The organism is uncultured Mailhella sp. (assembly GCF_947631555.1).
GTDB lineage: Bacteria > Desulfobacterota > Desulfovibrionia > Desulfovibrionales > Desulfovibrionaceae > Mailhella.
In genome coordinates this window covers 1-24,100 of the sequence record NZ_CANRLT010000027.1, presented here as the reverse complement: position 1 = coordinate 24,100, position 24,100 = coordinate 1, and the positions used below count along the sequence as shown (strand labels likewise).

Here is a 24,100-nt window from a genome sequence, read left to right as displayed (position 1 = left end):
CCAGTTGGAGCAACACGCTGCTGCCGTAACCTGCGGCACAGCGGAGATTGAATAACCCCTCCGGGGAAGGGCCGCTTCCTTCCTCGGAGGCTTTTGTTTAACTATCGGCAGGTATGGCCGTGCGGAACCGAATACGCGAAAAGTTCAATAATCAGTTGAACTATTCGGAAAAGACCTGAAAGCATTCTGGGACAGGAAGAGACCAATGACCTTGAAAGAAATTTATCCCCTCCCGCCCATTTTCTTGCACACCTGAACAGAGAAAAGGTCATTTCCCTTCCTGCGTGCTTTCCAGGGCGGGTAAAAACTTCCTGGGGAGGCCCGTTGAATATTGGCAAGGGACGAACCTTGTTTTATATCGGAGGTATGTTTTCTGCAGCGGAGGCAGGTTTTGCCAAAAGCACGCAGGAAGGGCGTCAAGGCTCCGGCGTGAGCAGACTTTTCCTTGAAGGCGGCAAGGGGGGAAACGAATATGCGTGTCAGCGTCTTGCAGATGGATGTTGTGAAAGGTGACCGCGAGGCTAATCATGCCACGATCCGGCGTATGGTTGCCGAGGCCATGCAAGCATCCCCTCGGCCAGAGGTTCTGGTGCTTCCCGAGCTTTGGTCCACTGGCTACGCCTTGAGTGAAAAGGGCGCGCTTGCCTCTCCGGGCGGCCGTACAGATGCCGCCTTCCTGGGAGAGCTGGCCCGTGAGCATCACGTTTCCTTCATCGGTGGTTCCGTCCTGTCCCTGAACAGCGATGGACAGGTGACCAACCGCGCCCAAATCATAGACAGCGAAGGCCGTTATGCGGCGGGCTATGACAAGATCCATCTTTTCCGGCTCATGGAGGAAGACAGGTATCTTGCCCGGGGCAGAAAACCGCTTCTGTTCAGGACGCCGGATTTTCTTTGCGGGCTGATCATCTGCTACGACCTCCGTTTTTGCGAACTCGTGCGCAAACTTGCTGTGGAAGGAGCAGAAGTGCTGTTCCTCAGCGCGGAATGGCCGCTGGCGCGCAGAGAACATTGGGAAATACTGCTCCGTGCCCGTGCCATTGAAAATCAGATGTACGTTGTTGCCTGCAACCGCTGCGGCGTCACCGAGGGCGAAGAGTTCGGCGGAACGTCGCTCATCATTGCGCCTGACGGTGCTGTCCTCCAGCGAGCGGGGAGGGAAGAAGCCATTCTCCACGCTGAACTCGACCCTGCGCTGGTACGCCGGACGCGCGAGCGCATACAGATATTTCGAGACCGAGTTCCCGAAGTTTATTGATGTGTCTGTCCGATATGCCTGTGGGGATGGATGTGGCTTGGCATCCGCCACAAGGTGAGTTTCAAAGGACATCTGTGGCCGGAGAAGCCTTGCAAAACAGGCTTTCTGAGCAACCAGCCATTGAGGCGGCAAAGCCTTTCAGAGCGTTACGCCTGAGCTTTGGAGGCTCTCTCATCAGAATTTCCGATTTCTGATGTCCCGTCCTTCGGAGCGCGTGGGGCTGCTTCCAGCCTGAAGGTACGGGACATAACCCATAACGAAGGAAAGATGAAAACTCCAGTCGGGTTGAGCCATTAACCAAAAAAGGTCAGGTGCGAAGCCTGACCTTGAAATTCTGGTGGAGATGAAGAGATTTGAACTCTCGACCCCTGCCTTGCGAAGGCAATGCTCTCCCAGCTGAGCTACATCCCCAAAATGGTGGTATCCATCGAGGGGGACTTTAGGTGAGAGGCGCGGCGATGTCAAGTCTCTTTCTGCGTCTGGAGCTTATTTCCGTTGCCGTGAAGCCAGGTTTGAACATCATCACTGCAGGGATAATGTTCGGGACCAGGCAGGAAAACGTGGCGTTTTTCGGGCGATGCGCGTAGTATGCCTTCAGAAAGACACATCAGCCCGAAGGAGTTTGACACGATGAGTTTTACGATTCTTGGTATCTGCGGCAGTCTCCGCAAAGCTTCCCGCAACATGGGGCTTCTGCGCTGTGCACGGGAAGAAATGCCCGCCGGATACACGCTGGTTATTGCAGATATTTCCGAACTGCCCTTGTTCGCCGAAGACAGAGCCAAGCCCCAGGCCGCGATTACACTCATTGAGCAGGTGAAGAGCGCGGACGCCTTCCTTCTTGCCTGTCCGGAGTACAATTATTCTGTAGCGCCCGCGCTGAAAAACGCTCTGGACTGGGTTTCCCGGGAAGCAGGGGCGCTGTTCGCCGGAAAGCCTGCGGCCATACTGGGGGCGGGAGGCGGCATGGGGACGGCCCGTGCTCAGTATCATCTGCGGCAGACCTGCGTCTATCTCGACCTGCGGGTGCTGAACAAGCCGGAAGTGTTCGCGCAGGCGTTCTCTCCGGCCTTTGCAGAAAACGGCGATGTTTCCGCCGCTCCGGAAGGACAGGTGCTGCGCGGCCGCATCCGCGAACTGGCAGAGACTCTCTGCCGGGCTATAGGCTAGGCTTCGCCGCCAGGCATTTCGGCCAGACGGATTGCGAGGAGACACGTATCCTGCGAGGCGCGGAGTGCGAAATTCCGACAGTGCACCCGATGGAATTGCCCGCGGGCGTGTACGCGCTGTTTTCGCGCCGAGTGAATCTGAGGCTGGAAGGATACGTCGTCTTCCCAAATGGGGCAGTAGGGAGTTTTGGTGTCTGAAAAGGCAGCTTCTGTGTTTATTGGCGGGTATGGAGAACTTGCGGAAGGATTTCAGGCCCTGATGTAGAGACCGGGGCGTAAACCGTCAAGACAGCAGTGCAGGATGCCCATCGTGCCGGGATGCAGTTCATCCACGCGCTCACCACGGTGGTTTTCCAACGTATAGGAACCGGCTTCAAGTCTGGGACGCCGCATACCTGGAAGCAGGAGCGAGGCGGCTTCGCGGGCATTCCACAGGGAGCGCACCTGTACACGCCAGGCGCCGCTGCCCGCGGGTTCCAGAAGCCGGGCAACGACAGGCCGAGGCCGGAAATCCTTCGGGATCGGCTCCACGAAGCGCTCAGGAAGGAAGAAGCCGGAACAGAGCGGGCGCGATGCGCTGTGCAGAAGTTCGCGCACAAGGCTGCCGGCGGAAACGGCATGGTGCGCACTTGCCTCATCAATGGCGGTTCGATAGACATCCGTCACCTGCCCCACATAGCCGCCGCTCTTGGTGCGTCCCTCCAGCTTCAGAGCCGCAGGGGCGAGGGCAAGAATATCCCGTATCCAGCGGACAAGGCAGAGATCCTGCGGCGCCCAGATGCCGCTGAAGGTTTCTCCCTGACGGATTTCAAGGAAAGGGCCGTCATGCCGCAGGGCCTCTTCCACGGTGAGCGCAATGCCCCGATAGTCAAAGCGGCAGGGCTGCGTACACAGGCCAAGATTCGCGGGCCTGTTGTTGACCCATGCGGAAATAAGGCAGTGCCCGGATAGCGAAAGACACATGGCCCCGTGAACAAAAAGTTCGAATTCCAGATCGGGGAAGCGATGAATCAGAGCGCTTGCCGCCTCCTTGTCCAGTTCACGGGCGAGATTGATGCGTGAAATTCCCGCTTCCTTCCAGAAGGCCGCGGCCTGCGCGTTGGCCGAATGGGCCTGCGTGGAAAGGTGGATGGGAAGCGACGGGCAGCGCCGGAGTGCCAGACGGATGACCCCTGGATCGGCTGCAATAAGGGCATCAACCCCGAGGTTTGGAAGCCCCTCGAGCACAGATTCCACGGCAGGAATATGCCGGTCGAAGGGCAGGGCGTTGAGGCAGTAATAGACCCGCACCCCGGCGCTGTGGGCATAACGCACGGCTTCTTCCAGCGCGGGGCCGTCGAAGCCCTCGCATTTTGCGCGGAGGGAAAGTTCGCTTCCACCCAGATAAACGGCGTCAGCACCATAGAGAATGGCGGCTTCGAGCTGTTCCCTGCCTCCTGCGGGTGCTAAAAGTTCTGGTGCGTGGAGTCGTTCCGTCATGGCCGGTTTCCTGTGCTGGGATGATGTATCAAGCAGTACGTTAATTTTTTGCGGTATCCATATTCAGAGAGGAGTGGAAAAAGTCTTTGAGAATCTCGGCAAGGCGGGTGTGAACGTTTTCCCGTGTTTCCCTGGTAACCGTACCGCAGATGTCCCCCAGAGGGAAAAGAGGGTCGGCCTCCTGACATTCCGCCTGAAAAGAGGGGCCGTCAGCCTCCGGCAGAAGCTGGTATTGTGCCCGGCTTCCCAGCATATCCACAAAGCGTTCCGCCTGTTCAGAAGGCCGGTTCCAGAGATCTTTTCCCGCACCGATGAACAGTGTGGGAATCTGTACCGGGGCAAGGCTTTCTTTGTCGAATAGCATGGAGAAGCCCGGAGAGACAAAGACCAGTGCCCGGAAGCGGGGATCCTGCACAGGCCTGTCGTGCGACAGCGGCGGCAGGAGGGGGAGCACCACCGGCGGCACGGGAATCGCATTGCTTCTGGCCTGACGGAGCTGCCGCTGATGCGTGCGGGCCACGGCATCGCGCAGGCGTTTGAAGAGCCGGATTCTTTCCTGTGTGGCCTTTCGCATCATGACGGTTTTTTCCGTGCGTTCAGCAGCGCGGCGTTCCATATTGCTGACAAGAGTATCCATGTGTCCGGCAATGAAGGGCGAACACCAGGGGCTGTCACGATGTGCGGAAGTGTCTGGCAGGGCGGCGCGTGTGGAAAGGTTGGTGTTCAGACCTTTGTCGTCTGCCGGCGGAAGTCCGCTTTGCCCGGGGGAGACTTCTCTTGGCAGAGACGGCAAAGAGTCTCCGCATTGCTCACGGCGGGAGGCTTCAGAAGAAAGACTGTCCGGAATATTTTGCCTTGAGGCAGCGGCATCAGAGCCAGCGCAAAAGAGCGGCCAGGCATCGGGTACAAGCGTCGCCCCGGCGAGAAGAAGGCCCGCTGGCGCGGGAGTTCCAAAGCCAACGAAGCCTATGCGCTGAGTGTCCGCCTGTTTTCCAAGCTGAGGATGTTCGAGAACGACATCCAGAGCCGCGCGTATCTGCAGAGTGCGCAGGGGAAGCTCTCTATCGGAGAAGAACAGGCTCATATCGTCAGCGTTATCGTGGTCGTGTGTGGGGACGGCAACGATGAAGCCGCTGGCCGCCAGAGTTGCGGCAAGGTCATGGTGTGCCCAAGCGTTTCCCGTGACATCGTGGGAGAAGACGAGCACGGGCCAGGGGCCTTCCAGGATGGGGGTGTTGCGGGCCGCGCTGAACGAAAGATCGCCGACTTTGACCGTGCCCGGTTTGCGCCCCGTGGGATACCAGACGCCCATGTGGATCATGAGCCGTTGATCGGGCAGACTGGAAGACAGTGTGCGGTATCCGGCATAGATATTTTTTGTGTCTCTGGCTGCGGCGGCGCAAGGGAGAAGAAAGGCGAGGGCGAGAATGCAGACACAGACTTGTCTGCAGAGGCGTGAGAAGCGGGAAAGCGCTGTGGACAAAGGCGACATTCCAGCGTCAGGCTTCAGGGGTGTCCACAGGTTCGGCGAAATCCACGGCCTGACCTGGAGCTTCTCTGGGTTCGGCGGCTTTGACCTCATTCCACAGTTCGTCTTTTTCATCGAGACTCAGCGCCTTGAAATCCAGTCCCTTAGCCAGCGCCAGCGCTTCCATGGCTTCAAAACGGGTGCGGAAACGGTTGGCCGCAGCGTCTGCAGCGGCTCCCGCCTTGATGCCCATGCGGCGGCCCAGTTCCACGAGGGTAAAGAGCAGGTCTCCCAGTTCGTGTTCTTTGGCGGCGTCACTGCCGGAAGCTCGAGCGTCCAGCAGTTCCAGCCATTCGGCCTCGACCTGGCGTTCCACCTCTTCATCTTCGTCCCAGGTAAAGCCGACGCCTGCGGCCTTGGCGTGGAGGCGGTAAGCCTTGGTTAGGGGAGGGAGTCCGGTGGGGACAGACGCGAGAACACCTTGCGCTGCGCCCTGTTCCTGTTCTTTTTCGGCTTTTTTAATGGCCGCCCAGTTGCGCATGAGATCATCGATGCCGCTGCACTGCGTATCGCCAAAAACATGGGGATGACGCCGCACCATCTTGTCGGCTCCCATCTTGAGCGCGTCCCCCAAGGAGAATTGACCGTCCAGCTCATAGCGGCGGGCTATGAGGAGGAGCACGAACAGAAGGTCGCCCATTTCGTCACAGGCGTGACCGGGCTTGCGGGAGCGGATAGCGTCCACGAGTTCATGGCATTCCTCGATGAGATACTCGCACATGGAAAGCGGGGTCTGCTCCTTGTCCCAGGGGCAGCCTTTCTGAGGATCAATGAGCTGATCGACGACATCCATAAAACGAGTGAGCTGTTCCTGCTCTTTCATGACATTTTCCTTATTTAGGGTGGGACGCTTGGGATGAGTCTAGAGTGTGGGAATGTGAAGATCGATGGAGCCGGCCAGGGCCTGCACGACCTGCATAAGCGGTGGAAGTACCTGCGACTGCTGCACAATACTGGCGTCCGGCACAAGGCGGATGGCCACATAGCCGATAACCCCGGCAAAGAGGACGCCCTTTGCCAGGCCGGCGACGAGTCCGAGAACGCGGTTTATGCCTCCGGCGAAGGCGTTTTCAAGGAGTCTATTCACGCCCTGCGCCAGAAAGCCCACACCGAAAATACCGGCCAGGAACAGGACGGCGGCGGAAAAGAGTGGGGCGAAGCCGGAAGAGATGCCGTATTCAACCAAGTGCGGCGACAGACGGTCGCTGAAGGTTCGGGCGAGAAGTATGCCGGCAGCCACGCCGAGCAGTCCCGCCGCTTCTCGTACCAGTCCGCGGAGCAGACCTTTGAACGTGCAGAAGAGCAGAATGACGACCAGCGCCGTATCAAAAAGGTTGATTTCAAACATGCGCCCCATATCTCCAAAAATTTTTTGTATTTTAGAGGAACGGCGCTGACTGTCAAGAAGGATGGATGCCGGCTGCAAGCGGGAGAAGCGCAGTGTGGAAGTTTTCCCGAAAAAGCTCTTGCCATGTGTCGGATGGAAACCTATTTTTTACCTGTAACGTCTGGCCGAGGACATCGTCTCCGCCTCGTTTCAAAAGCCATCAGCAGGAGGAAATCTGCCATGCAAGAGACTCTTCAGGACATCAAAACCCGCCGCAGCTGCCGGAAATATCAGCCCCGCCAGATCACGGACGAGGAACTTGCCATTGTGCTTGAGGCCGGAACCTGGGCCGCCAGCGGACGAGGTGCACAGTCTCCCCTCATCGTTGCCGTTCAGGACAAGGACACCATCGCCCGGCTTTCCCGCATGAATGCGGAGATCATGGGCACGCAGAGCGATCCGTTTTACGGTGCGCCTACGGTGCTTGTGGTGCTGGCCGACCCGACCCGTCCCACCTATCGGGAAGACGCTTCGCTCGTCATCGGCAATCTTATGCTCGCCGCACACGCCATTGGCCTTGGTTCCTGCTGGATCCATCGCGCAGCGGAGGAGTTCACATCTGAGGAAGGCAAGGAACTGCTCAGGCGCTGGGGCATAGAGGGCGAGTACCGGGGCGTGGGGCATTGCATCCTCGGTTATGCCGCGGAAGGCGGCGAAGCTCCAGCCAGACCCCGTAAAAAAGGTTATGTCGTCTATGTGAAATGAGACTGTCACAGGCGAGCGGTTTTTCCGGTGGCCGCTCTGCCCGAAAATGCTTCTGGCCGTTGTTTCACGCAGGAAAACTTCCAGTTTAACTTGAAGAAACACCGCTCGTATTCCCAGATGTACACTGTCCGGCAGTGTGGGGCAGGGACGATGTGCGCTTGTCTCACGGCATTCACCGCACTGAAAAGATACTCTCCAAAGGCTCTCTTCCCACGATGAACACTATGGATTATCAGCATTATCAAGCCGTTCTTGACACTCTCGAACGCCGCGAACTGCCGTCCGCCGGAGACCTCGCCGCGTTTATCAATGCCTGTGCACCCCAGGCCTTTTCCGGGCCTGTGCCCGAGCAGGCCGGAGACCTGGAAGCACAATACCTTGAAGAAGCGGAGCTCAGGGACAACGCGGCGCAGACAGCGGCGATTACGCTCCTGAATGCCGGGGATTCGTCCGCACTGCGCGAAGAACTTTTCGCACGGGCCAGGCGCGTGGCCAGACGGCATTTCGGAACAAAGATTTACCTTCGCGGACTTATCGAAATTTCCAATATCTGCCGTCAGGACTGCCGGTATTGCGGCATACGCCGCAGCAACGCGGATGCTTCCCGCTATCGTCTTTCCCCGGAGGAGATACTCGGCTGCTGCGAACACGGCTACGGTCTCGGCTTTCGCACGTTTGTGCTTCAGGGCGGCGAGGATCCGTGGTTCACAGATGAGCGTCTGGCTGAGCTTTTACGCGGGATAAAGGCCCGCTGGCCGGACTGCGCCGTCACCCTGTCCGTCGGCGAAAAGGAAGAAGCATCCTACCGGTTGCTGCGGGACGCGGGGGCCGACCGTTTCCTTCTGCGTCATGAAACCGCCGACCCCGTCCATTACGCAAAACTTCACCCCCCTCACCAGTCTTGGGAAAAACGCATGGCCTGTCTTCGTTCCCTGAAAGCCTGCGGCTACCAGACGGGAGCGGGCTTCATGGTGGGGTCTCCGTGGCAGACGACCGCCTGCCTTGTCAAGGATGTGGCTTTTCTGCACGAGTTCCGCCCCGAAATGGTGGGCATCGGACCGTTCATCCCTCATACCCGGACGCCGTTTGCGGATTTCCCCTCCGGAAATGTGGAACGGACGCTGACCATGGTGGCCATAACACGCCTGCTTCTGCCTCCGGCCATGCTTCCATCCACGACGGCACTGGGAACGGCGGCGGAGGATGGCCGGGAACGGGGCATACTGGCGGGTGCCAATGTGCTCATGCCCAATCTCTCCCCCAAAAGTGCCCGCCTCCGCTACACGCTTTACAACAATAAACGCTCCGAGGGCGCGGAGTGTGCGGACAATATTGAGGCTTTGAGGCGGCGGCTTCAGGCCATCGGTTACGACATCGTAGTCGATCGCGGCGATTTCAGGAAGGAACAGGATTAGCTTCTGTGAGCCGTTTTTCCGCGGTTCGCGTTTTTCAGGAGGTACGCATGTCGGATACTCTCAATGATACGCCACGCTCAGGGCGGCTCCATATCGGTATCTACGGGCGGCGCAACGCCGGCAAATCTTCCCTTATCAACGCGCTTACCGGGCACGGAACCGCCATTGTCTCCGAAGTGGCGGGAACGACCACTGATCCCGTGTACAAGTCCATGGAAATACACGGACTCGGTCCGTGTGTTCTCATTGATACGGCCGGTTTTGATGATGATGGGGTCATGGGCGGCCTGCGCGTGGAAAAGACCAGACTGGCGCTGGAGAAAACAGACATTGCTCTCCTGGTAGCTGGAGACGGAGAGCTTGACGAGGAGAAGAAGTGGGTGGAAGCCTTCCGTGAACGGAAGACGCCGTACCTTGTCGTCCTCAACAAGTCCGACCAGTATTCTCCGGAGGAGACAAACGCCCTCTGTGCCCGGATAGAGGAGGCTCTGGGGCATTCCCCTGTGGTTGTGAGCGCACTGTACCGGCATCATATGGACAGGCTTCTGGAAGCCATGCTCCGCCTGGTTCCGGCAGACTGGGGACAGAGAGACCTCACGGGAAGCCTGTGTGCCGAGGGCGATGTGGTCATGCTGGTCATGCCGCAGGATATACAGGCTCCGCAGGGCAGGCTTATCCTGCCGCAGGTTCAGGTTCTCAGAGAGCTGCTGGACAAGAAATGCATCGTCGCGAGCTGCACGGCGGACAAGATCGAGCAGACGCTGGCCAGTCTACGCGAAGCTCCGCAGCTCATCATTACGGATTCGCAGGTTTTCCCGCTGGTATGGAAATTCAAGCCCGCGCAGAGCCGGTTGACCTCCTTTTCCATTCTTATGGCGGGGTACAAGGGCGATATGCGGGCGTTTCTGCAAGGGGCCGAGGCCATAGACAGACTGACACCCCATTCCCGCGTGCTTATTGCTGAGGCGTGCACCCATGCGCCTCTTGCCGAGGACATAGGTCGCGAAAAGATTCCCCGCCGTCTGCGCGCCCGCTTTGGAGATACACTGGAGATCAAGGTGGTGAGCGGTACTGATTTTCCCGAAGATCTCACGCCGTACGACCTCATTATCCACTGCGGTGCGTGCATGTTCAACAGAACCTACATGATGTCCCGCATTCGCCGCGCCGCGGAACAGGGGGTTCCCATCTGCAATTACGGCGTGGCGCTGGCCAAGCTCGCAGGCATTCTGGAACATATCGACATGAAGTAGGGCGGCTTGTTTCGCTGATTTTCTGCGGGACGGAAAAAGCGGATGTGCCGAGCGTTCCCCTTTCTGCAAAATGCAAAGAAAGCGCTTGCCTTTTGCCCGGCGTCCGGCTATAGTGCCTTTCGTTGTCGGGATGTGGCTCAGTCTGGTAGAGTACAGCGTTCGGGACGCTGGGGTCGCTGGTTCAAATCCTGCCATCCCGACCAGGCGGCAAACAAATAAGGCTTCATGAGGAACAGACCTTGTGAAGCCTTATTTTTTGCTTTTGTAGAACATAGGCGCTGCGCCGTTCAGTTTTTTGCCTTGGCCAGCCGGATCCCCAGTTCAAAGGCCTTCTGCTTGTCCAGCGGGAAGACTTCTTCCAGATGTCTGCGCTTTTCAGCTTCATCGAAGCGGTCGGCTTCATAAAGGCTGTAGTCGGAGAACTGCCATGCGTCCGCACTGTAGAGCAGTTCTGCCGGGCGGCCCAGCATGTTCCCCATGCTGTTGTGGATGAAGGAAAAGCGAGCCAGCAGCTCGTCAGCGGCGTTTTCCTTCACGCCGAAGGTGTAGATGAAGGCCGAAGGGATGACGCGGGGGAACACCCAGCGTTTTTCCTTGTTGTACAGCATGTGACTGAACAGAAAGCGATGGATCAGCGCGAGCATCTCCGGCGTAAGCGTGTAGTAGTAAATGGGAGAGCCGAAGAGCAGGGCGTCCGCCTGTTCCATCATGTCCAGCACGGGTGAAAAGTCGTCCTTCAGCGCGCAGTGTCCCAGCTTCCCGCCCTTGCGCTTGCAGGAAAAACAGCTCACGCAGCCCTTGCCCTTCAGCGGGTAGAGCTGAATGAGTTTTGTTTCAGCGCCGGTCGAGGCAGCGCCTTCCAGAGCGGCGCGCAGCATGGCCGCCGTGTTGCCGTTGGGTCTGGGGCTTCCGTTGAGAGCGATAATCATGGCTTTCTCCTTTGCGCTCGTCCGTGATTATGTGGAGATGTTGTTCATCATAGCGCTCTGAAGGGAAAAGGCAAGCAGCCTCCAGCCCTGTTTCGCCACCTTCCTTGCCGTGCGGTGCGGCATGGGCTATTCTGCACGCATGAACATTATAGCCCATATCCATACGGATCTGCCCGAAAAATTCGGCGTGCCTCGGCAGAGCGGACTTGTGGATGCGCTCGAAGGACGGGTGATCTTTACCCCTGAATATCGCGTTCCCGAGGCGTTGCGCGGACTGGAAGGCTTTTCCCACATCTGGCTGCTCTGGCTTTTTTCACGGAATGTCCGCGAGAGCTGGACGCCCACGGTACGGCCTCCCCGACTGGGTGGAAACACGCGTCTCGGCGTGTTCGCCACGCGTTCTCCCTTCCGTCCCAACGGCATCGGACTGTCCTGTGTGCGACTTGAAAGTGTGGAGCTGGAAAGCGATGCCGGGCCTGTTCTCCACGTCGCCGGTGTGGACATGCTGGACGGTACGCCCATCGTGGACATCAAACCCTATGTTCCCTATGCCGACAGCCGCCCCGAAGCCCGCGGCGGCTTTACGGACGGACTCGACGATACGGTGCTGGAAGTGGACATTCCGGAAGACCTGCGCCGCCTGTTCTCCCCGATACAGCTTGAAGCCCTGAAAGGGATCCTCGCCGGAGACCCCAGACCCCGTTATCAGCATGACGGAACCAGAGTCTACGCCATGACGTTCGGCGGCTCTACGGTGCGCTTCAGAGTAAAAGACGGCAGGGTCGAAGTGCTGGACGTGCTTCCTCTGAATTGAAAAGGGCTGAGTGCGGCGGAAGTGCTGTTCGAGAGTACGAGTCGAAGAAGGCTGAGCAGCCAGTCTGTCCTGGAACGTCTTGTTTTTGTCCGAGCGTGAGGAGTGCTTAGGGACGTTTTCGTGAGGTTTTTGCCAATGATTGTCTCCAGACCTTTATTTCAGGCATGGACGCATGTTCTTGCTGACACAAGGAGAGCTTATGCTGTACGCACATTCGCTGCCGGGCAAACCAAAAGAAAAATGGCAGACTTTGAAAGAACATCTTGGCAAGGTGGCTGAACTGACGAGGTATTTTGCTTCCAGCTTCGGTGCTTTGATAACGGGAAAACTCCTTGGCCTCTTACATGATATCGGGAAAAATACCAAGGAGGCTCAGCACAGGCTGGAAGGAGGGCGAAGGGTAGATCATGCCACAGCAGGCGCCCGCTATCTGCTCGAAGAGTGGACAAAGGGAGATTCATCGAACAGAGAAGGAAGAGCACTGGCATACCTGCTAGGCTATGCACTTGTCGGGCATCACGGCGGAATGCCTGATTACGGAGCAAGCGCCGCAGAGGAAGGGTCCCTCCTCCAGAGGCTTTCCGACCAAAGATGTTCCGAGTTGCCGGACTGGAGAAAAGGACCGCTGCCGGAACTTCCCCCGTTTTCTTCCATCGCACGGGAGCTTCTCCCCCTGATGAGCAATGTACAAGGTAAGTTTGACGCTTTTTCGTGCAGTATGTTGATCCGTATGCTGTATTCCTGCCTTGTGGATGCAGATTTTCTGGATACGGAGCGCTTCTGTGCTCCTGACAGGCACAGGATGCGAGTGACCTGGCCTTCTGTGGAGGTGCTGGAAGAACAACTGGAGCACAGTTTGCGGGAACGGGGCTTTCTTTCCCCGAAGGTCATACTTCCGGAAGAGTTGCACTGTTCTGCTGAAGACGAAAAAAAGCAAAAAGGCGTACGGATAAACTTGGCCAGGCAGTATATCCTTCAGTGTTGCCGGGAAGCGGCGCAAAACAAACCTGGCGTGTTTGAACTCACCGTTCCGACCGGTGGAGGCAAGACGCTTTCCTCTCTTGCCTTTGCATTGTCTCATGCCCGCAAGCATGGTATGAAACGGGTTATCTTTGTTGTTCCGTATACCAGTATCATTGAACAGAACGCCCAGGAGTACAGGAAGGTTCTCGGTGAGGATGCCGTTCTCGAGCATCACAGTAACTATGTTCACACCAAGGATGGTGAGGTGGATGAGGATAGCACAGAAGCGTTGCAGTTTCGGCTGAGTGCTGAGAACTGGGACGCCACGGTCATTGTTACCACAGCGGTACAGTTTTTCGAGTCGCTGTTTGCGCATGGCCCGGCTCAATGCCGCAAGCTGCATAACATAGTCGGAAGCGTGGTGATTCTTGATGAAGTACAGCAGATTCCCGTTCCTTTCGTCAAGCCATGCGTGTCCGCACTTAAGGTCCTTGCCGGGCAGTATCATGTGAGCATCGTGCTATGTACGGCCACGCAACCGGCATTGTACGCCTCTCCTCTCTTGCCAGAGGGCTTTACCAAAGACGAAGTGCGTTCTCTCATACCGCTGGAAAGCTCTCCGTTTCTTTTCTCCATCTTTCAGCGTACGAGGCTGAGCGTTATCGGGGAATGTTCAGATGAAGAGCTGGTGCAGAGGCTGAACGGGGAAAAGCAGGTTCTCTGCATAGTTAATTCGCGTCGTTACGCACGGGAATTGTTTATGCTTCTGAAAGAGGATGACGCAAACTTTCATCTCAGCGCCCGTATGACGCCAGCCCATAGAAGCCGCGTCCTTGCAAAGATCCGTTCTTGTCTTGAGGCAGGGCAGAACTGTCGTGTGGTAAGTACTTCCCTCGTCGAATGCGGTGTCGATATCAGTTTTCCCGTGGTATTCAGGGAGAGGAACGGGCTTGATGTTCTAGCTCAGGCGGCGGGCCGTTGCAACCGTCACGGGGAACAGGATACGGGGCAGGTTTTTGTGTTTGATTCTGATAAACCGCTTGCCCGCCGGGCTGCGGAACTGGCAAGACGCAGGACGGCCTTCGACAGCGTGGCGGACAGACAGGGGGATCTGTTCAGCCCTTCCTGTATTGACGCTTACTTCCGAGCGCTTTATGGGGCGTCTTCTCTGGATGAAAAGAATATTCTGCAAACCATGAAACGGGAGAACGGGCAGACGTTTGGCGCGTTCCAGTTCGCGAGCATCGATCGCGCCTTTCGATTCATCGAAGATCAGACAACGCTGGTTGTCATTGACAACGAGGATGCCGAAAACATTCTTCGAGAATTGAGACAGTCTGTCGTAGCATCTCCCGATCTCCTGCGCCGGCTTCAGCGATACAGTGTGCAGGTGTATGGCGGTGAGCTGAAAGAGCTGCAGAAGACCGGACGCGTCGAGCTGTGGCACGATTGCATTCCCATCCTGAGCGGAGGTGTGGGCTATGATGAAAAGCTTGGCCTGGATGTGAAGCTGGAGGATGGTATCGATGTGGAGACTCTTTGCTTTTAATTTCATCAAAAATGAAGATTGACAAACTGGAAAGTCCAAACTACAGTTGAGCCGTCGATTCGAATCGAGGATTGAAACATTTTTGAGGATATTGACTGGGCCGTCTGCGGGCGGCCTGAAACCTTGGAAGGAGGTCTTGATGTTCGGTGTCCGAATCCGGTTCTGGGGATGCTATGCCCTGTTCAGCAGACCGGAGTGCAAGGCCGAGCGCATGAGCTACGACGTGCCGACTCCCTCCGCGGTGCGGGGGATGTTGGAAGCCGTACACTGGAAGCCGGCCATAGTGTGGCGGGTTGACAAGATTCATGTCCTGAAGCGTATTCGATTTGATACGTTACGTCGTAACGAGGTCGGAGTCAAGGGGCCGACGGCCCGTACGGTGAAAAACGCGGCGTCTGCAGGTGCGGATCTTCGTTTATTTGTGGAGGAAGCACGCCAGCAGCGCGCTGCACTGGTTCTCAGGGATGTGGATTATGTTGTTGAGGCACATTTTGAGATGACGGCCCGAGCCGGCATCGGGGACAATGAGGGAAAGCATCTCGACATTTTCCGTCGCAGAGCAAGAAGAGGGGAATGCTTCCATCAGCCCTGTCTGGGATGCCGTGAATTTCCAGCCTATTTTTCTCTGCTTGAAGACGACGAGGAACTCCCTGAATCGGAACTCTCCGGCGATGCTCAGCGCGATCTAGGCATCATGTTGTACGATATGGATTTTGCTTCGTCCATAACGTCGTTGTTCTACCGGCCCAGGCTGGAGCAAGGTGTGATTGATGTCGCCCGTTGGTGGAAGGAGGCGGCATGTTAAAGGATCTTTGCCTTTTTCAGGAAAGACTTTCGCAGGATCCGGCGTCAGGTATGCCTCCTGAAGGGATGAGTGCAGAGTATGTTTCCTTTATCTTGGAAATCTCCGAAGAGGGTGATCTGTGCGCCGTACACGACTTGCGGAACAGCGAGGGAAAACCTGTCCGATGCTTCGTGCCGGCGGCTGTAAAGCGTACGGTAAACGTAGCGCCGAATTTTCTTTGGGACAATACCGGTTATGTTCTGGGGGTGAGTGGTAAGGATTCACTGGATAAGCTCGAGCGTAAACGGGAAGCCTTCCGGAATCTGCATCAGGAAAGGCTTGCCTCCTGTCAAAGCGTCCATGCTCGTGCGCTGCTGGCTTTTCTCGATCGCTGGACTCCGGAACGGTTCAACGCTCTGGACAATCGGGATGCACTTCTGGACAGCAACGTGGTCTTCCGTTTGAAAGGAGAGAAAAGTTGCCTGCATGAACAGGAAGACATGCGGAGACTTTGGCTTGACGCACTCTCTGGAGACAAAGGCAAGTGTGGTGTCTGCCTGGTGACGGGAAAACATGCGGCCATAGCCCTGACCCATCCGGCTATTAAGGGCGTTGTCGGAGGACAGAGTTCCGGCACAGCACTGGTATCCTTCAACTGTCATTCTTTTGAATCGTACGGAAAGGAGCAGAACGCCAACGCACCTGTCTGTGGCACGGCGGCACGGGAATATACGGCAGCCTTGAATTATCTTTTGCAGAGAGAACACAGGCAGATCGTACGCATAGGCGACACCAGCATCGTTTTCTGGGCTGAGAAGGCCACTCCTGCCGAAACGCTCTTTGGTGGTTTCTGGGCACCGGAGGACAACGAGCAACAGGACGGGAAGCAGGTGGGGCTTCTTCGGAACATCCTTGAGGCCCTTCGGAATGGGAGATCGCTTCATGAAGCAGATAGAGAACTTGACCCGACAGTCCGCTTTTTCGTGCTTGGCCTGGCTCCCAACGCGGCTCGTCTGAGTGTACGCTTCTGGGTCGTCGACACGCTGGAAGTCCTGCTCCGTCATTTCAACCGCTGGTATGAAGAACTGTACATTGAGCGCCAATTTTCCTCAGATCCGAGATATCCTCCTCTATGGCGTATTCTGCAGAGTGCGGCGGCGCAGGGCAAAACGGAAAACATTCCTCCAGAACTCGCCGGGCAGCTTTCGCGCAGTATACTTACAGGGAGCCGTTATCCCGAAAACATGTATTTAACAATACTGCAGCGTATCCACGCGGATAAGAAGGCTGATTATTTTCGGGCGGCGTTCATTAAGGCATATCTTTGCCGCAACCATCATGAGGAACACGACATGACGACTCTGAATACGGATGAAAACAATATCGGCTACAGGTTGGGAAGACTGTTCGCCGTTCTGGAAAAAGCCCAGAAGGATGCCCTTGGTGGCAAGGTCAACGCTCCTCTTCGGGAACGGTATATCGGAGCGGCTTCCGCTACGCCGCGGCTGGTCTTTCCCTTGCTTTTGCGTCTTGCCCAGCACCATGTGACGAAAGTGAAGAAAAACAGCTTCAGCGGCTATGATGTCAGCTTTACCAAAACGGTTGCCGACATTATGGGCAGTATGACGGATTTTCCTGCTGTACTTTCTCTGGCCGACCAGGGACGCTTCATGCTTGGGTACTATCATCAGAATAACGCCAACTATCAGAAAAAAAACGAAACGTCGGATCTTTCCGACTAAGGAGGCTGCTATGTCTGCTCTTGCTCATCGCTATGACTTTGTACTGTTTTTTGACGTGGAAAATGGCAATCCCAACGGCGATCCAGATGCAGGGAACCTGCCCCGCATTGATCCTGAGACGGGACGCGGCCTGGTGACGGACGTCTGCCTTAAGCGCAAGATCCGCAACTATGTGGAGCTTGTACGGGGAGGCGCCACTGGATATCGCATTTATGTCCAAGAAAAGGCCGTACTTAACCAGAGACATGAAGAAGCGTATACGGCGCTGAACTTGAAATTTGAGGCGAGAAAACTCCCCAAGAAAGAGGAGGAAGCGTTAGCCGTTACTAGATGGATGTGTGACAACTTCTATGACATTCGCACCTTCGGAGCGGTGATGAGTACGGAAGTGAACTGCGGTCAGGTGCGCGGGCCGGTACAGCTGACCTTTGCCTCCAGCGTGGAGCCTGTCGTTCCCGCCGAGATCTGTATCACACGCATGGCCGTGACCAATGTTAAAGATTTGGATAATGAGCGGACCATGGGACGCAAATTTATCGTACCTTACGGACTGTACCGAACCGAAGGATTCATTTCTGCCCCGTATGCGGAGAAGACTGGTTTTTCCGAGGAAGATCTCAAACTTTTGTGGGAAGCAATCATCAATATGTTTGAAAACGACCATTCTGCGGCACGTGGTAAAATGAGTTCGCGCAAGCTGTTTGTGTTTGAACATGAAAAACCTATGGGTAATGCGCCGGCACAGAAGCTGTTTGATCTTGTCACCTGTGAACGGGTTACAGACGGGCCGGCCCGCAGTTTTGCAGACTACGCCATATCGTTGAAGGGAGAATGTCCGTCTGGGGTGTGTGTGGAGGAAATGCTTTAGCATGGAATCGGTTACGCTGTCTGCTCTTGAGCATTATGCATACTGTCCGAGACAGTGCGCCCTCATCTTTCTGGAACAGGTATGGCAGGAAAACGGACATACCATGGAAGGCCGAATCATGCATGAGAGTGCCCACGACAGTAGCAGCCGCTTGCGTGACGGCGTAAAGATCGTTACCGATCTTGAATTGAACTCCGAACGGCTGGGACTCCACGGCAGGGCCGATGTCGTGGAGTTCCAGCGTCAGGGAGGAATCTGGCGGCCGTATCCCGTAGAATATAAAAAGGGCAGGCCGAAACAGGGCTGCGATGCCGATAAAGTTCAGCTCTGTGGGCAGGCACTTTGTCTGGAAGAGATGCTTAACGTTTCGCTAACGGAGGGGGCGCTTTTCTATGGACAAACCCGCCGTCGGTTGACAGTGAAGTTTACCGAGGCACTTCGGTGTCGAACCGAAGAAGTAGCCAGAGCTGTTCATGAGTTGCTGGAGCAGGGGAGAACTCCTCCTCCGGAACAAAAAAACGGATGCGGCGCTTGCTCTTTGAAAGAACTTTGCCTGCCAGAGCTGGCTTCATTGCGAGCCGCAGACTATGTTCAACAGTTGTGCGGAGAAAACGAATGAAACGCTACTTGAATACGCTGTTCGTAACGACACAGAATACTTGGCTTTCCAAAGAAGGTGAATGTGTCGAACTCCGTTTGGAAGGGGAGTTGCTTGGCAAGATACCACTTCATACGCTTCAGTCAATAGCTTGCTTCGGACACATATCGTGCAGTCAGTATTTATTGGAGCACTGTGCAAAGATTGGCGTTACCGTAACCTGGTTTACGGAATTCGGGCGATTTATGGCGGCCATGTATGGGCCGACAACGGGAAATATTCTTCTGCGCCGAGCTCAATACCGAATTTCCGATTCATTGCAAAAATCAGCTGAACTTGCACGTTTTTTTACTATCGGAAAAATTGCGAACTGCAGGACCTTACTTCTTCGTCAAGCAAGGATTTTGGAAAATTCAGCCATAAATCAGGCCTCGGAAACCTTGAGACACTGTCTGGAAAGATTGAAAAAAGAAGGTGAACTTGATGTGGTTCGAGGTATTGAAGGCGAGGCTGCGCACAGTTATTTTAGTGTGTTCGACTGTTTTATCCGGCGAGAAGCGCATGAAGAGGGTTTAAGTTTTTCGGTTCGGAGCAAACGACCGCCTCTAAACGAAGTCAACTGTTTACTTTCGTTTTTTTATACGCTTTTGACACATGATATCCGAGCCGCTCTGGAAGGTGTCGGGCTTGATCCTGCAGCAGGCTTTCTGCATCGGGATAGACCTGGACGTCCCAGTTTGGCTCTGGATATGATGGAGGAATTTCGGCCCTATCTTGCCGATCGTTTGACTGTAACTCTTATCAACAGACAGCAGATACGAAAGTCAGATTTTATTCGGATGGAAACAGGTGCTGTCATACTGAAAGAAAAGAGCAGAAAAGAAGTTCTTGCTATATGGCAGGAACGCAAAAGGGAAGAAATTGAACATCCTTTTTTACATGAACGGATGATGGTAGGGCAGTTGTTCCATATACAGGCGCAATTGCTTGCACGGTATATTCGGGGAGAACTAGACGCCTATCCTCCTTTTTCAATCAGGTGACAAAATATGTTGGTATTGATTAGTTATGACGTAAATACTGAAAATGCAGAAGGAAGAAAGAGACTTCGCCGCATAGCGAAACTTTGTACCAATTGGGGACAGAGGGTACAATTTTCAGTCTTTGAATGCCTTTTGGATAATGCTCAATGGCAAAAATTGCGTGCTTCCCTTATCGCGGAAATGGATACGCAGAAAGATAGTCTCCGTTTTTACCTTCTCGGGAATTCGTGGCGAGGCAAGGTTGAACACTTTGGCACTAAGCCGACATTTGATCTGGAAGGACCTCTTGTGTTTTGAAGCGAGGACCTCAAGCGAACAAGATTTTCCTAAAGGTCGTCGATATTCATAATATATTGATATAGTAAAATAAATTTGTCTTGATATGCCGTGGGAAAGTTTTTGAGTGACTAGAGAGAAAAGATCATCGGTGGGGGCTTGCCAACAGTGCAGCAATATTGAATAATAACCCTTGACAGTCGCGCCCCTCGCGGGCGCGTGGATTGAAACACACGCAAGGGCACAGGGGAGAGATGACGCAGGCGGTCGCGCCCCTCGCGGGCGCGTGGATTGAAACAGCGTCATACCGCCCGCCATGTGTATCATGGCGGGTCGCGCCCCTCGCGGGCGCGTGGATTGAAACGTCTGCTGGCCGTACCAGCAGACAGTCGTAGTCGAGTCGCGCCCCTCGCGGGCGCGTGGATTGAAACATCTATGCAAGGCTGTACATGCAGCCTTGCGAGAGTCGCGCCCCTCGCGGGCGCGTGGATTGAAACTGCAGTAAGTCTACAGACAGGGCTACATACCTTCGTCGCGCCCCTCGCGGGCGCGTGGATTGAAACCCTATGGTGATACCGATAGACTAGGCAAGGTATGGTCGCGCCCCTCGCGGGCGCGTGGATTGAAACTTCTACCTCTGGGAACGCTGTCGGCCAGACGAACGTCGCGCCCCTCGCGGGCGCGTGGATTGAAACCCTTAAAGTCCAGAAAAAAGTCATAAGTCACTACCGTCGCGCCCCTCGCGGGCGCGTGGATTGAAACTTGCAAGTAGACAAGAGAGGTGCGGAATGGATAGACGTCGCGCCCCTCGCGGGCGCGTGGATTGAAACACTTGCATAGGGATATTATAAGAGTGTACGCTTGTGTCGCGCCCCTCGCGGGCGCGTGGATTGAAACCCAGTCTTGCTGTCCATGTATATCAAGGACAGCTCGTCGCGCCCCTCGCGGGCGCGTGGATTGAAACCTTGTCCCCGACTCATGAGACAAGGCTGTAAGGAGGTCGCGCCCCTCGCGGGCGCGTGGATTGAAACAAGTTAGCTTGCAAGCGCGTCTCTTATCTTTGCGGTCGCGCCCCTCGCGGGCGCGTGGATTGAAACTGCTTACCGTTGCTAGCTTTTGCCATCCCGCCTAGTCGCGCCCCTCGCGGGCGCGTGGATTGAAACTTATTGAGTATATGCATTCTAATGGTGGTGCCTTGTCGCGCCCCTCGCGGGCGCGTGGATTGAAACCGATTTATGTATATACTCTCCCCATGAGACACAGGTCGCGCCCCTCGCGGGCGCGTGGATTGAAACGCGCCTTGCCATAGCGCGTGACGCGCTGGACAAAAGTCGCGCCCCTCGCGGGCGCGTGGATTGAAACTTTGACAAAGACATCGTCTGGCGCGAACACAAAGGTCGCGCCCCTCGCGGGCGCGTGGATTGAAACAAGGTATTACAAGTCTTACAGAAGTGCGTATCGGGTCGCGCCCCTCGCGGGCGCGTGGATTGAAACTCCTGCTGGTTCTATGGTCGGTCATGGAATTGGTGTCGCGCCCCTCGCGGGCGCGTGGATTGAAACTGAAGCGCTTGAGAAATAGCTGTAAGTCACGCTTGTCGCGCCCCTCGCGGGCGCGTGGATTGAAACCTCCGGCAGAAGAACTCCAGGAACATCTTGAGGAAGTCGCGCCCCTCGCGGGCGCGTGGATTGAAACCGTCCACACGCCGAAGCCACGGGACACAGTAGCCGTCGCGCCCCTCGCGGGCGCGTGGATTGAAACCGACGAGAGCGGCGACGACCACGACGACGACGACGTCGCGCCCCTCGCGGGCGCGTGGATTGAAACTTAAAAAAAATAGTTGACAAGCCTAGCTGTTTTCGTCGCGCCCCTCGCGGGCGCGTGGATTGAAACGATTACCCTTGGTGATTCTGTATTTTGGAAGTCTGTCGCGCCCCTCGCGGGCGCGTGGATTGAAACGTGTCGCTCCGACCCTGGCTCCTATTATGACACCGTCGCGCCCCTCGCGGGCGCGTGGATTGAAACCAGCCACCATTATCAAAACCACGAATGGCCGCAGGTCGCGCCCCTCGCGGGCGCGTGGATTGAAACTCCTGCTATGCCGGTCTGGAAGTGGGCAGTTCCAGCGTCGCGCCCCTCGCGGGCGCGTGGATTGAAACCACAGGGAGTGCCCATTTACCCGCCACACCCTCAGTCGCGCCCCTCGCGGGCGCGTGGATTGAAACCAAGTTTCTTGTGCACGCTTGAACATTTCCGGCGTCGCGCCCCTCGCGGGCGCGTGGATTGAAACATGAAGTCCCTCGCCAAGCTCAAGGCGCAGGCGTCGTCGCGCCCCTCGCGGGCGCGTGGATTGAAACGGCGCGTGCGCGCTTTTGAGGGCGTCGCTGGCAAGTGGCGGTCGCGCCCCTCGCGGGCGCGTGGATTGAAACGGCGCGGCCTTAACCTTAACCGACAAGTAGTCTATGTCGCGCCCCTCGCGGGCGCGTGGATTGAAACCGCGCAGGTAGTCCAGCGGCCGGTGGTGTCGTAGGTCGCGCCCCTCGCGGGCGCGTGGATTGAAACACAGGTTGCTGTTGGGGGTTACGCGGCGGCCTTGGTCGCGCCCCTCGCGGGCGCGTGGATTGAAACATCTTTACACACTACACAAGGAGTGATGCTATGAAGTCGCGCCCCTCGCGGGCGCGTGGATTGAAACAGCGCCGTGGTCTGCGCCGCCGCGCGCGACTTGCTCGTCGCGCCCCTCGCGGGCGCGTGGATTGAAACCAAGATTTATGCAATAGGCTACTACGATACCGATGGTCGCGCCCCTCGCGGGCGCGTGGATTGAAACAGCGCCGTGGTCTGCGCCGCCGCGCGCGACTTGCTCGTCGCGCCCCTCGCGGGCGCGTGGATTGAAACCTTGCGGAAGTGTAAAGTTATCCTGTTCCGGCGCGTCGCGCCCCTCGCGGGCGCGTGGATTGAAACAGTTTTGATGCTTAAGAAGTCTATGTTCTCAAGCGTCGCGCCCCTCGCGGGCGCGTGGATTGAAACTCAAGCGCGCCCTTGAAAAAGTCTCGCTGGAGCGTCGCGCCCCTCGCGGGCGCGTGGATTGAAACTCCCAAGTCCCGACAGCGGGAGGCCACCGCTGGCGTCGCGCCCCTCGCGGGCGCGTGGATTGAAACTTCAAAGCCCTCATTAGTGTCATCGGCCTTGAGAGGTCGCGCCCCTCGCGGGCGCGTGGATTGAAACTGTCCGGAGGTACTCCGCGCTTCCTTCCAAGTCCCGACGTCGCGCCCCTCGCGGGCGCGTGGATTGAAACGACATAGTCCCCTAGGACACTGACCCCGCAATGGGTCGCGCCCCTCGCGGGCGCGTGGATTGAAACACGTCGGTGACCTTATCCGCTGGAGATATCCGGATGTCGCGCCCCTCGCGGGCGCGTGGATTGAAACGGCGATTGCTTGCGCAACGCGCCTTGCAAGCGCGTCGCGCCCCTCGCGGGCGCGTGGATTGAAACGTTCGCGCTTTTGAGGGCGCGGCTGGCAAGTGGCAAGTCGCGCCCCTCGCGGGCGCGTGGATTGAAACACTTGGCGCGACTTGAGAACGTTCTTGAAGCGCAGTCGCGCCCCTCGCGGGCGCGTGGATTGAAACCAAGTATGCCCGTATCGGCATCCTGCACGGGTTCCCGTCGCGCCCCTCGCGGGCGCGTGGATTGAAACACCCTTGACAAGAGAGTATATACTTTGCTATGGGTCGCGCCCCTCGCGGGCGCGTGGATTGAAACCGCAGGGAGTGCCCATTTACCCGCTACACCTTCAGTCGCGCCCCTCGCGGGCGCGTGGATTGAAACAAACTTCCAAGGGCCGCTCTATGAGCGGCTCCCAGAAGGTCGCGCCCCTCGCGGGCGCGTGGATTGAAACAAACGCCCGCGCAAAGGCGGACTGGAAAGGCGTGGTCGCGCCCCTCGCGGGCGCGTGGATTGAAACTATTCTAAAGGTTTAGACGTTTCCGAGGAAGGGGTCGCGCCCCTCGCGGGCGCGTGGATTGAAACAAGTAGGGGTCAGTGCCGTGTGGGATTAACTCATGTCGCGCCCCTCGCGGGCGCGTGGATTGAAACAAGTCCACGCTGGAAAACATAGACTTCCTAAGCGTGTCGCGCCCCTCGCGGGCGCGTGGATTGAAACATTTCTGGTGATCATGTAAGTGATAACAGCAGAGGGTCGCGCCCCTCGCGGGCGCGTGGATTGAAACACTTGGCAAGGCTATGTCAAGCGGTGACAAGATACGTCGCGCCCCTCGCGGGCGCGTGGATTGAAACAGGCCCAGGAAGCTCAGGCCGTTCTTGGTCAGAGGTCGCGCCCCT

At 56.7% G+C, this 24,100-nt stretch carries 18 protein-coding genes, 2 tRNA genes and 1 CRISPR repeat array; of the genes, 14 read left to right on the top strand and 6 right to left on the bottom strand.

Going from position 1 to position 24,100, the window contains the following annotated elements:
• Positions 1 to 472 precede the first annotated feature (472 nt).
• Positions 473 to 1,258 (top strand): carbon-nitrogen family hydrolase, encoded by a 786-nt coding sequence (locus tag Q0Z94_RS05535; protein ID WP_298068026.1) that lies wholly within the window; start codon positions 473 to 475, stop codon positions 1,256 to 1,258.
• 335 nt (positions 1,259 to 1,593) lie between these two features.
• On the opposite strand, the gene Q0Z94_RS05530 is transcribed toward Q0Z94_RS05535, so the two are convergent.
• Positions 1,594 to 1,669 (bottom strand) — tRNA-Ala (locus Q0Z94_RS05530).
• Positions 1,670 to 1,888: 219 nt separating this feature from the next.
• Between Q0Z94_RS05530 and Q0Z94_RS05525 the strand changes: the two genes are divergently transcribed.
• Complete coding sequence (locus tag Q0Z94_RS05525) at positions 1,889 to 2,428, top strand: NADPH-dependent FMN reductase (protein WP_298068025.1); 540 nt, start codon at positions 1,889 to 1,891, stop codon at positions 2,426 to 2,428.
• A 248-nt stretch (positions 2,429 to 2,676) separates the two neighbouring features.
• On the opposite strand, the gene Q0Z94_RS05520 is transcribed toward Q0Z94_RS05525, so the two are convergent.
• The 4 genes from Q0Z94_RS05520 to Q0Z94_RS05505 are packed head-to-tail and all read right to left on the bottom strand — an operon-like array spanning position 2,677 to position 6,782.
• Positions 2,677 to 3,906 (bottom strand): peptidase U32 family protein, encoded by a 1,230-nt coding sequence (locus Q0Z94_RS05520; RefSeq protein WP_298068024.1) that lies wholly within the window; start codon positions 3,904 to 3,906, stop codon positions 2,677 to 2,679.
• A gap of 40 nt (positions 3,907 to 3,946) precedes the next feature.
• The gene (locus tag Q0Z94_RS05515; protein ID WP_298068023.1) at positions 3,947 to 5,389 is read right to left on the bottom strand and encodes a hypothetical protein; all 1,443 of its coding nucleotides are present in this window, start codon (positions 5,387 to 5,389) and stop codon (positions 3,947 to 3,949) included.
• Between the two features lie 16 nt (positions 5,390 to 5,405).
• Positions 5,406 to 6,257 (bottom strand): nucleoside triphosphate pyrophosphohydrolase, encoded by an 852-nt coding sequence (gene mazG, locus Q0Z94_RS05510; protein ID WP_298068022.1) that lies wholly within the window; start codon positions 6,255 to 6,257, stop codon positions 5,406 to 5,408.
• A gap of 39 nt (positions 6,258 to 6,296) precedes the next feature.
• A complete protein-coding gene (locus Q0Z94_RS05505; protein WP_298068021.1) occupies positions 6,297 to 6,782 on the bottom strand; it encodes a CvpA family protein in 486 nt (161 codons plus the stop codon).
• 219 nt (positions 6,783 to 7,001) lie between these two features.
• Here Q0Z94_RS05505 and Q0Z94_RS05500 point away from each other — a divergent pair, with 219 nt between their 5' ends.
• From Q0Z94_RS05500 to Q0Z94_RS05485, 4 genes are all read left to right on the top strand, one after another.
• Positions 7,002 to 7,526 carry a nitroreductase gene (locus tag Q0Z94_RS05500; protein ID WP_298068020.1) on the top strand — a complete coding sequence of 175 codons (525 nt, stop codon included), beginning with the start codon at positions 7,002 to 7,004 and terminating at the stop codon, positions 7,524 to 7,526.
• A 158-nt stretch (positions 7,527 to 7,684) separates the two neighbouring features.
• Positions 7,685 to 8,941 (top strand): [FeFe] hydrogenase H-cluster radical SAM maturase HydE, encoded by a 1,257-nt coding sequence (hydE, locus tag Q0Z94_RS05495; RefSeq protein ID WP_298068019.1) that lies wholly within the window; start codon positions 7,685 to 7,687, stop codon positions 8,939 to 8,941.
• A 47-nt stretch (positions 8,942 to 8,988) separates the two neighbouring features.
• Complete coding sequence (gene hydF, locus Q0Z94_RS05490) at positions 8,989 to 10,194, top strand: [FeFe] hydrogenase H-cluster maturation GTPase HydF (protein WP_298068018.1); 1,206 nt, start codon at positions 8,989 to 8,991, stop codon at positions 10,192 to 10,194.
• Between the two features lie 126 nt (positions 10,195 to 10,320).
• A tRNA-Pro gene (locus Q0Z94_RS05485) sits at positions 10,321 to 10,397 on the top strand.
• An 84-nt stretch (positions 10,398 to 10,481) separates the two neighbouring features.
• Here Q0Z94_RS05485 and Q0Z94_RS05480 read toward each other — a convergent pair.
• Positions 10,482 to 11,123, bottom strand: a complete 642-nt coding sequence (locus tag Q0Z94_RS05480) for a flavodoxin family protein (protein WP_298068017.1) — start codon at positions 11,121 to 11,123, stop codon at positions 10,482 to 10,484.
• 121 nt (positions 11,124 to 11,244) lie between these two features.
• On the opposite strand from Q0Z94_RS05480, the gene tsaA reads away from it, so the two are divergent.
• The 8 genes from tsaA (at position 11,245) to cas2 (ending at position 19,781) form a co-directional block, all read left to right on the top strand.
• A complete protein-coding gene (tsaA, locus tag Q0Z94_RS05475) occupies positions 11,245 to 11,937 on the top strand; it encodes a tRNA (N6-threonylcarbamoyladenosine(37)-N6)-methyltransferase TrmO (protein WP_298068016.1) in 693 nt (230 codons plus the stop codon).
• Positions 11,938 to 12,136: 199 nt separating this feature from the next.
• Positions 12,137 to 14,449 carry a CRISPR-associated helicase Cas3' gene (gene cas3, locus Q0Z94_RS05470; RefSeq protein WP_298068015.1) on the top strand — a complete coding sequence of 771 codons (2,313 nt, stop codon included), beginning with the start codon at positions 12,137 to 12,139 and terminating at the stop codon, positions 14,447 to 14,449.
• Between the two features lie 139 nt (positions 14,450 to 14,588).
• Positions 14,589 to 15,254, top strand: coding sequence for a type I-C CRISPR-associated protein Cas5c (gene cas5c / locus Q0Z94_RS05465; protein WP_366517575.1), 666 nt, complete (start codon positions 14,589 to 14,591; stop codon positions 15,252 to 15,254).
• Positions 15,248 to 16,975 (top strand): type I-C CRISPR-associated protein Cas8c/Csd1, encoded by a 1,728-nt coding sequence (cas8c, locus tag Q0Z94_RS05460; protein WP_298068013.1) that lies wholly within the window; start codon positions 15,248 to 15,250, stop codon positions 16,973 to 16,975. Before cas5c ends, cas8c begins: the two co-directional genes overlap by 7 nt.
• Before the next feature lie 10 nt (positions 16,976 to 16,985).
• Positions 16,986 to 17,843, top strand: a complete 858-nt coding sequence (cas7c, locus tag Q0Z94_RS05455) for a type I-C CRISPR-associated protein Cas7/Csd2 (protein WP_298068012.1) — start codon at positions 16,986 to 16,988, stop codon at positions 17,841 to 17,843.
• A gap of 1 nt (position 17,844) precedes the next feature.
• On the top strand, positions 17,845 to 18,462 hold the full coding sequence (gene cas4, locus Q0Z94_RS05450; RefSeq protein WP_298068011.1) for a CRISPR-associated protein Cas4: 618 nt from the start codon (positions 17,845 to 17,847) through the stop codon (positions 18,460 to 18,462).
• On the top strand, positions 18,459 to 19,484 hold the full coding sequence (gene cas1c / locus Q0Z94_RS05445) for a type I-C CRISPR-associated endonuclease Cas1c (RefSeq protein WP_298068010.1): 1,026 nt from the start codon (positions 18,459 to 18,461) through the stop codon (positions 19,482 to 19,484). Before cas4 ends, cas1c begins: the two co-directional genes overlap by 4 nt.
• A 6-nt stretch (positions 19,485 to 19,490) precedes the next feature.
• On the top strand, positions 19,491 to 19,781 hold the full coding sequence (gene cas2 / locus Q0Z94_RS05440; RefSeq protein ID WP_298068009.1) for a CRISPR-associated endonuclease Cas2: 291 nt from the start codon (positions 19,491 to 19,493) through the stop codon (positions 19,779 to 19,781).
• A gap of 178 nt (positions 19,782 to 19,959) precedes the next feature.
• A CRISPR array of direct repeats spans positions 19,960 to 24,055; the repeat unit is 32 nt; unit sequence GTCGCGCCCCTCGCGGGCGCGTGGATTGAAAC.
• Between the last annotated feature and the right edge of the window lie 45 nt (positions 24,056 to 24,100).

Excerpts from the sequence above, each read along its gene's own strand:
- Q0Z94_RS05535 (WP_298068026.1), top strand. The coding sequence starts at position 473 with ATGCGTGTCAGCGTCTTGCAGATGGATGTTGTGAAAGGTGACCGCGAG.
- Q0Z94_RS05525 (WP_298068025.1), top strand. The coding sequence starts at position 1,889 with ATGAGTTTTACGATTCTTGGTATCTGCGGCAGTCTCCGCAAAGCTTCC.
- Q0Z94_RS05520 (WP_298068024.1), bottom strand. The coding sequence starts at position 3,906 with ATGACGGAACGACTCCACGCACCAGAACTTTTAGCACCCGCAGGAGGC.
- mazG (WP_298068022.1), bottom strand. The coding sequence starts at position 6,257 with ATGAAAGAGCAGGAACAGCTCACTCGTTTTATGGATGTCGTCGATCAG.
- Q0Z94_RS05505 (WP_298068021.1), bottom strand. The coding sequence starts at position 6,782 with ATGTTTGAAATCAACCTTTTTGATACGGCGCTGGTCGTCATTCTGCTC.
- Q0Z94_RS05500 (WP_298068020.1), top strand. The coding sequence starts at position 7,002 with ATGCAAGAGACTCTTCAGGACATCAAAACCCGCCGCAGCTGCCGGAAA.
- hydF (WP_298068018.1), top strand. The coding sequence starts at position 8,989 with ATGTCGGATACTCTCAATGATACGCCACGCTCAGGGCGGCTCCATATC.
- Q0Z94_RS05480 (WP_298068017.1), bottom strand. The coding sequence starts at position 11,123 with ATGATTATCGCTCTCAACGGAAGCCCCAGACCCAACGGCAACACGGCG.
- tsaA (WP_298068016.1), top strand. The coding sequence starts at position 11,245 with ATGGGCTATTCTGCACGCATGAACATTATAGCCCATATCCATACGGAT.
- cas3 (WP_298068015.1), top strand. The coding sequence starts at position 12,137 with ATGCTGTACGCACATTCGCTGCCGGGCAAACCAAAAGAAAAATGGCAG.
- cas5c (WP_366517575.1), top strand. The coding sequence starts at position 14,589 with ATGTTCGGTGTCCGAATCCGGTTCTGGGGATGCTATGCCCTGTTCAGC.
- cas8c (WP_298068013.1), top strand. The coding sequence starts at position 15,248 with ATGTTAAAGGATCTTTGCCTTTTTCAGGAAAGACTTTCGCAGGATCCG.
- cas7c (WP_298068012.1), top strand. The coding sequence starts at position 16,986 with ATGTCTGCTCTTGCTCATCGCTATGACTTTGTACTGTTTTTTGACGTG.
- cas4 (WP_298068011.1), top strand. The coding sequence starts at position 17,845 with ATGGAATCGGTTACGCTGTCTGCTCTTGAGCATTATGCATACTGTCCG.
- cas1c (WP_298068010.1), top strand. The coding sequence starts at position 18,459 with ATGAAACGCTACTTGAATACGCTGTTCGTAACGACACAGAATACTTGG.
- cas2 (WP_298068009.1), top strand. The coding sequence starts at position 19,491 with ATGTTGGTATTGATTAGTTATGACGTAAATACTGAAAATGCAGAAGGA.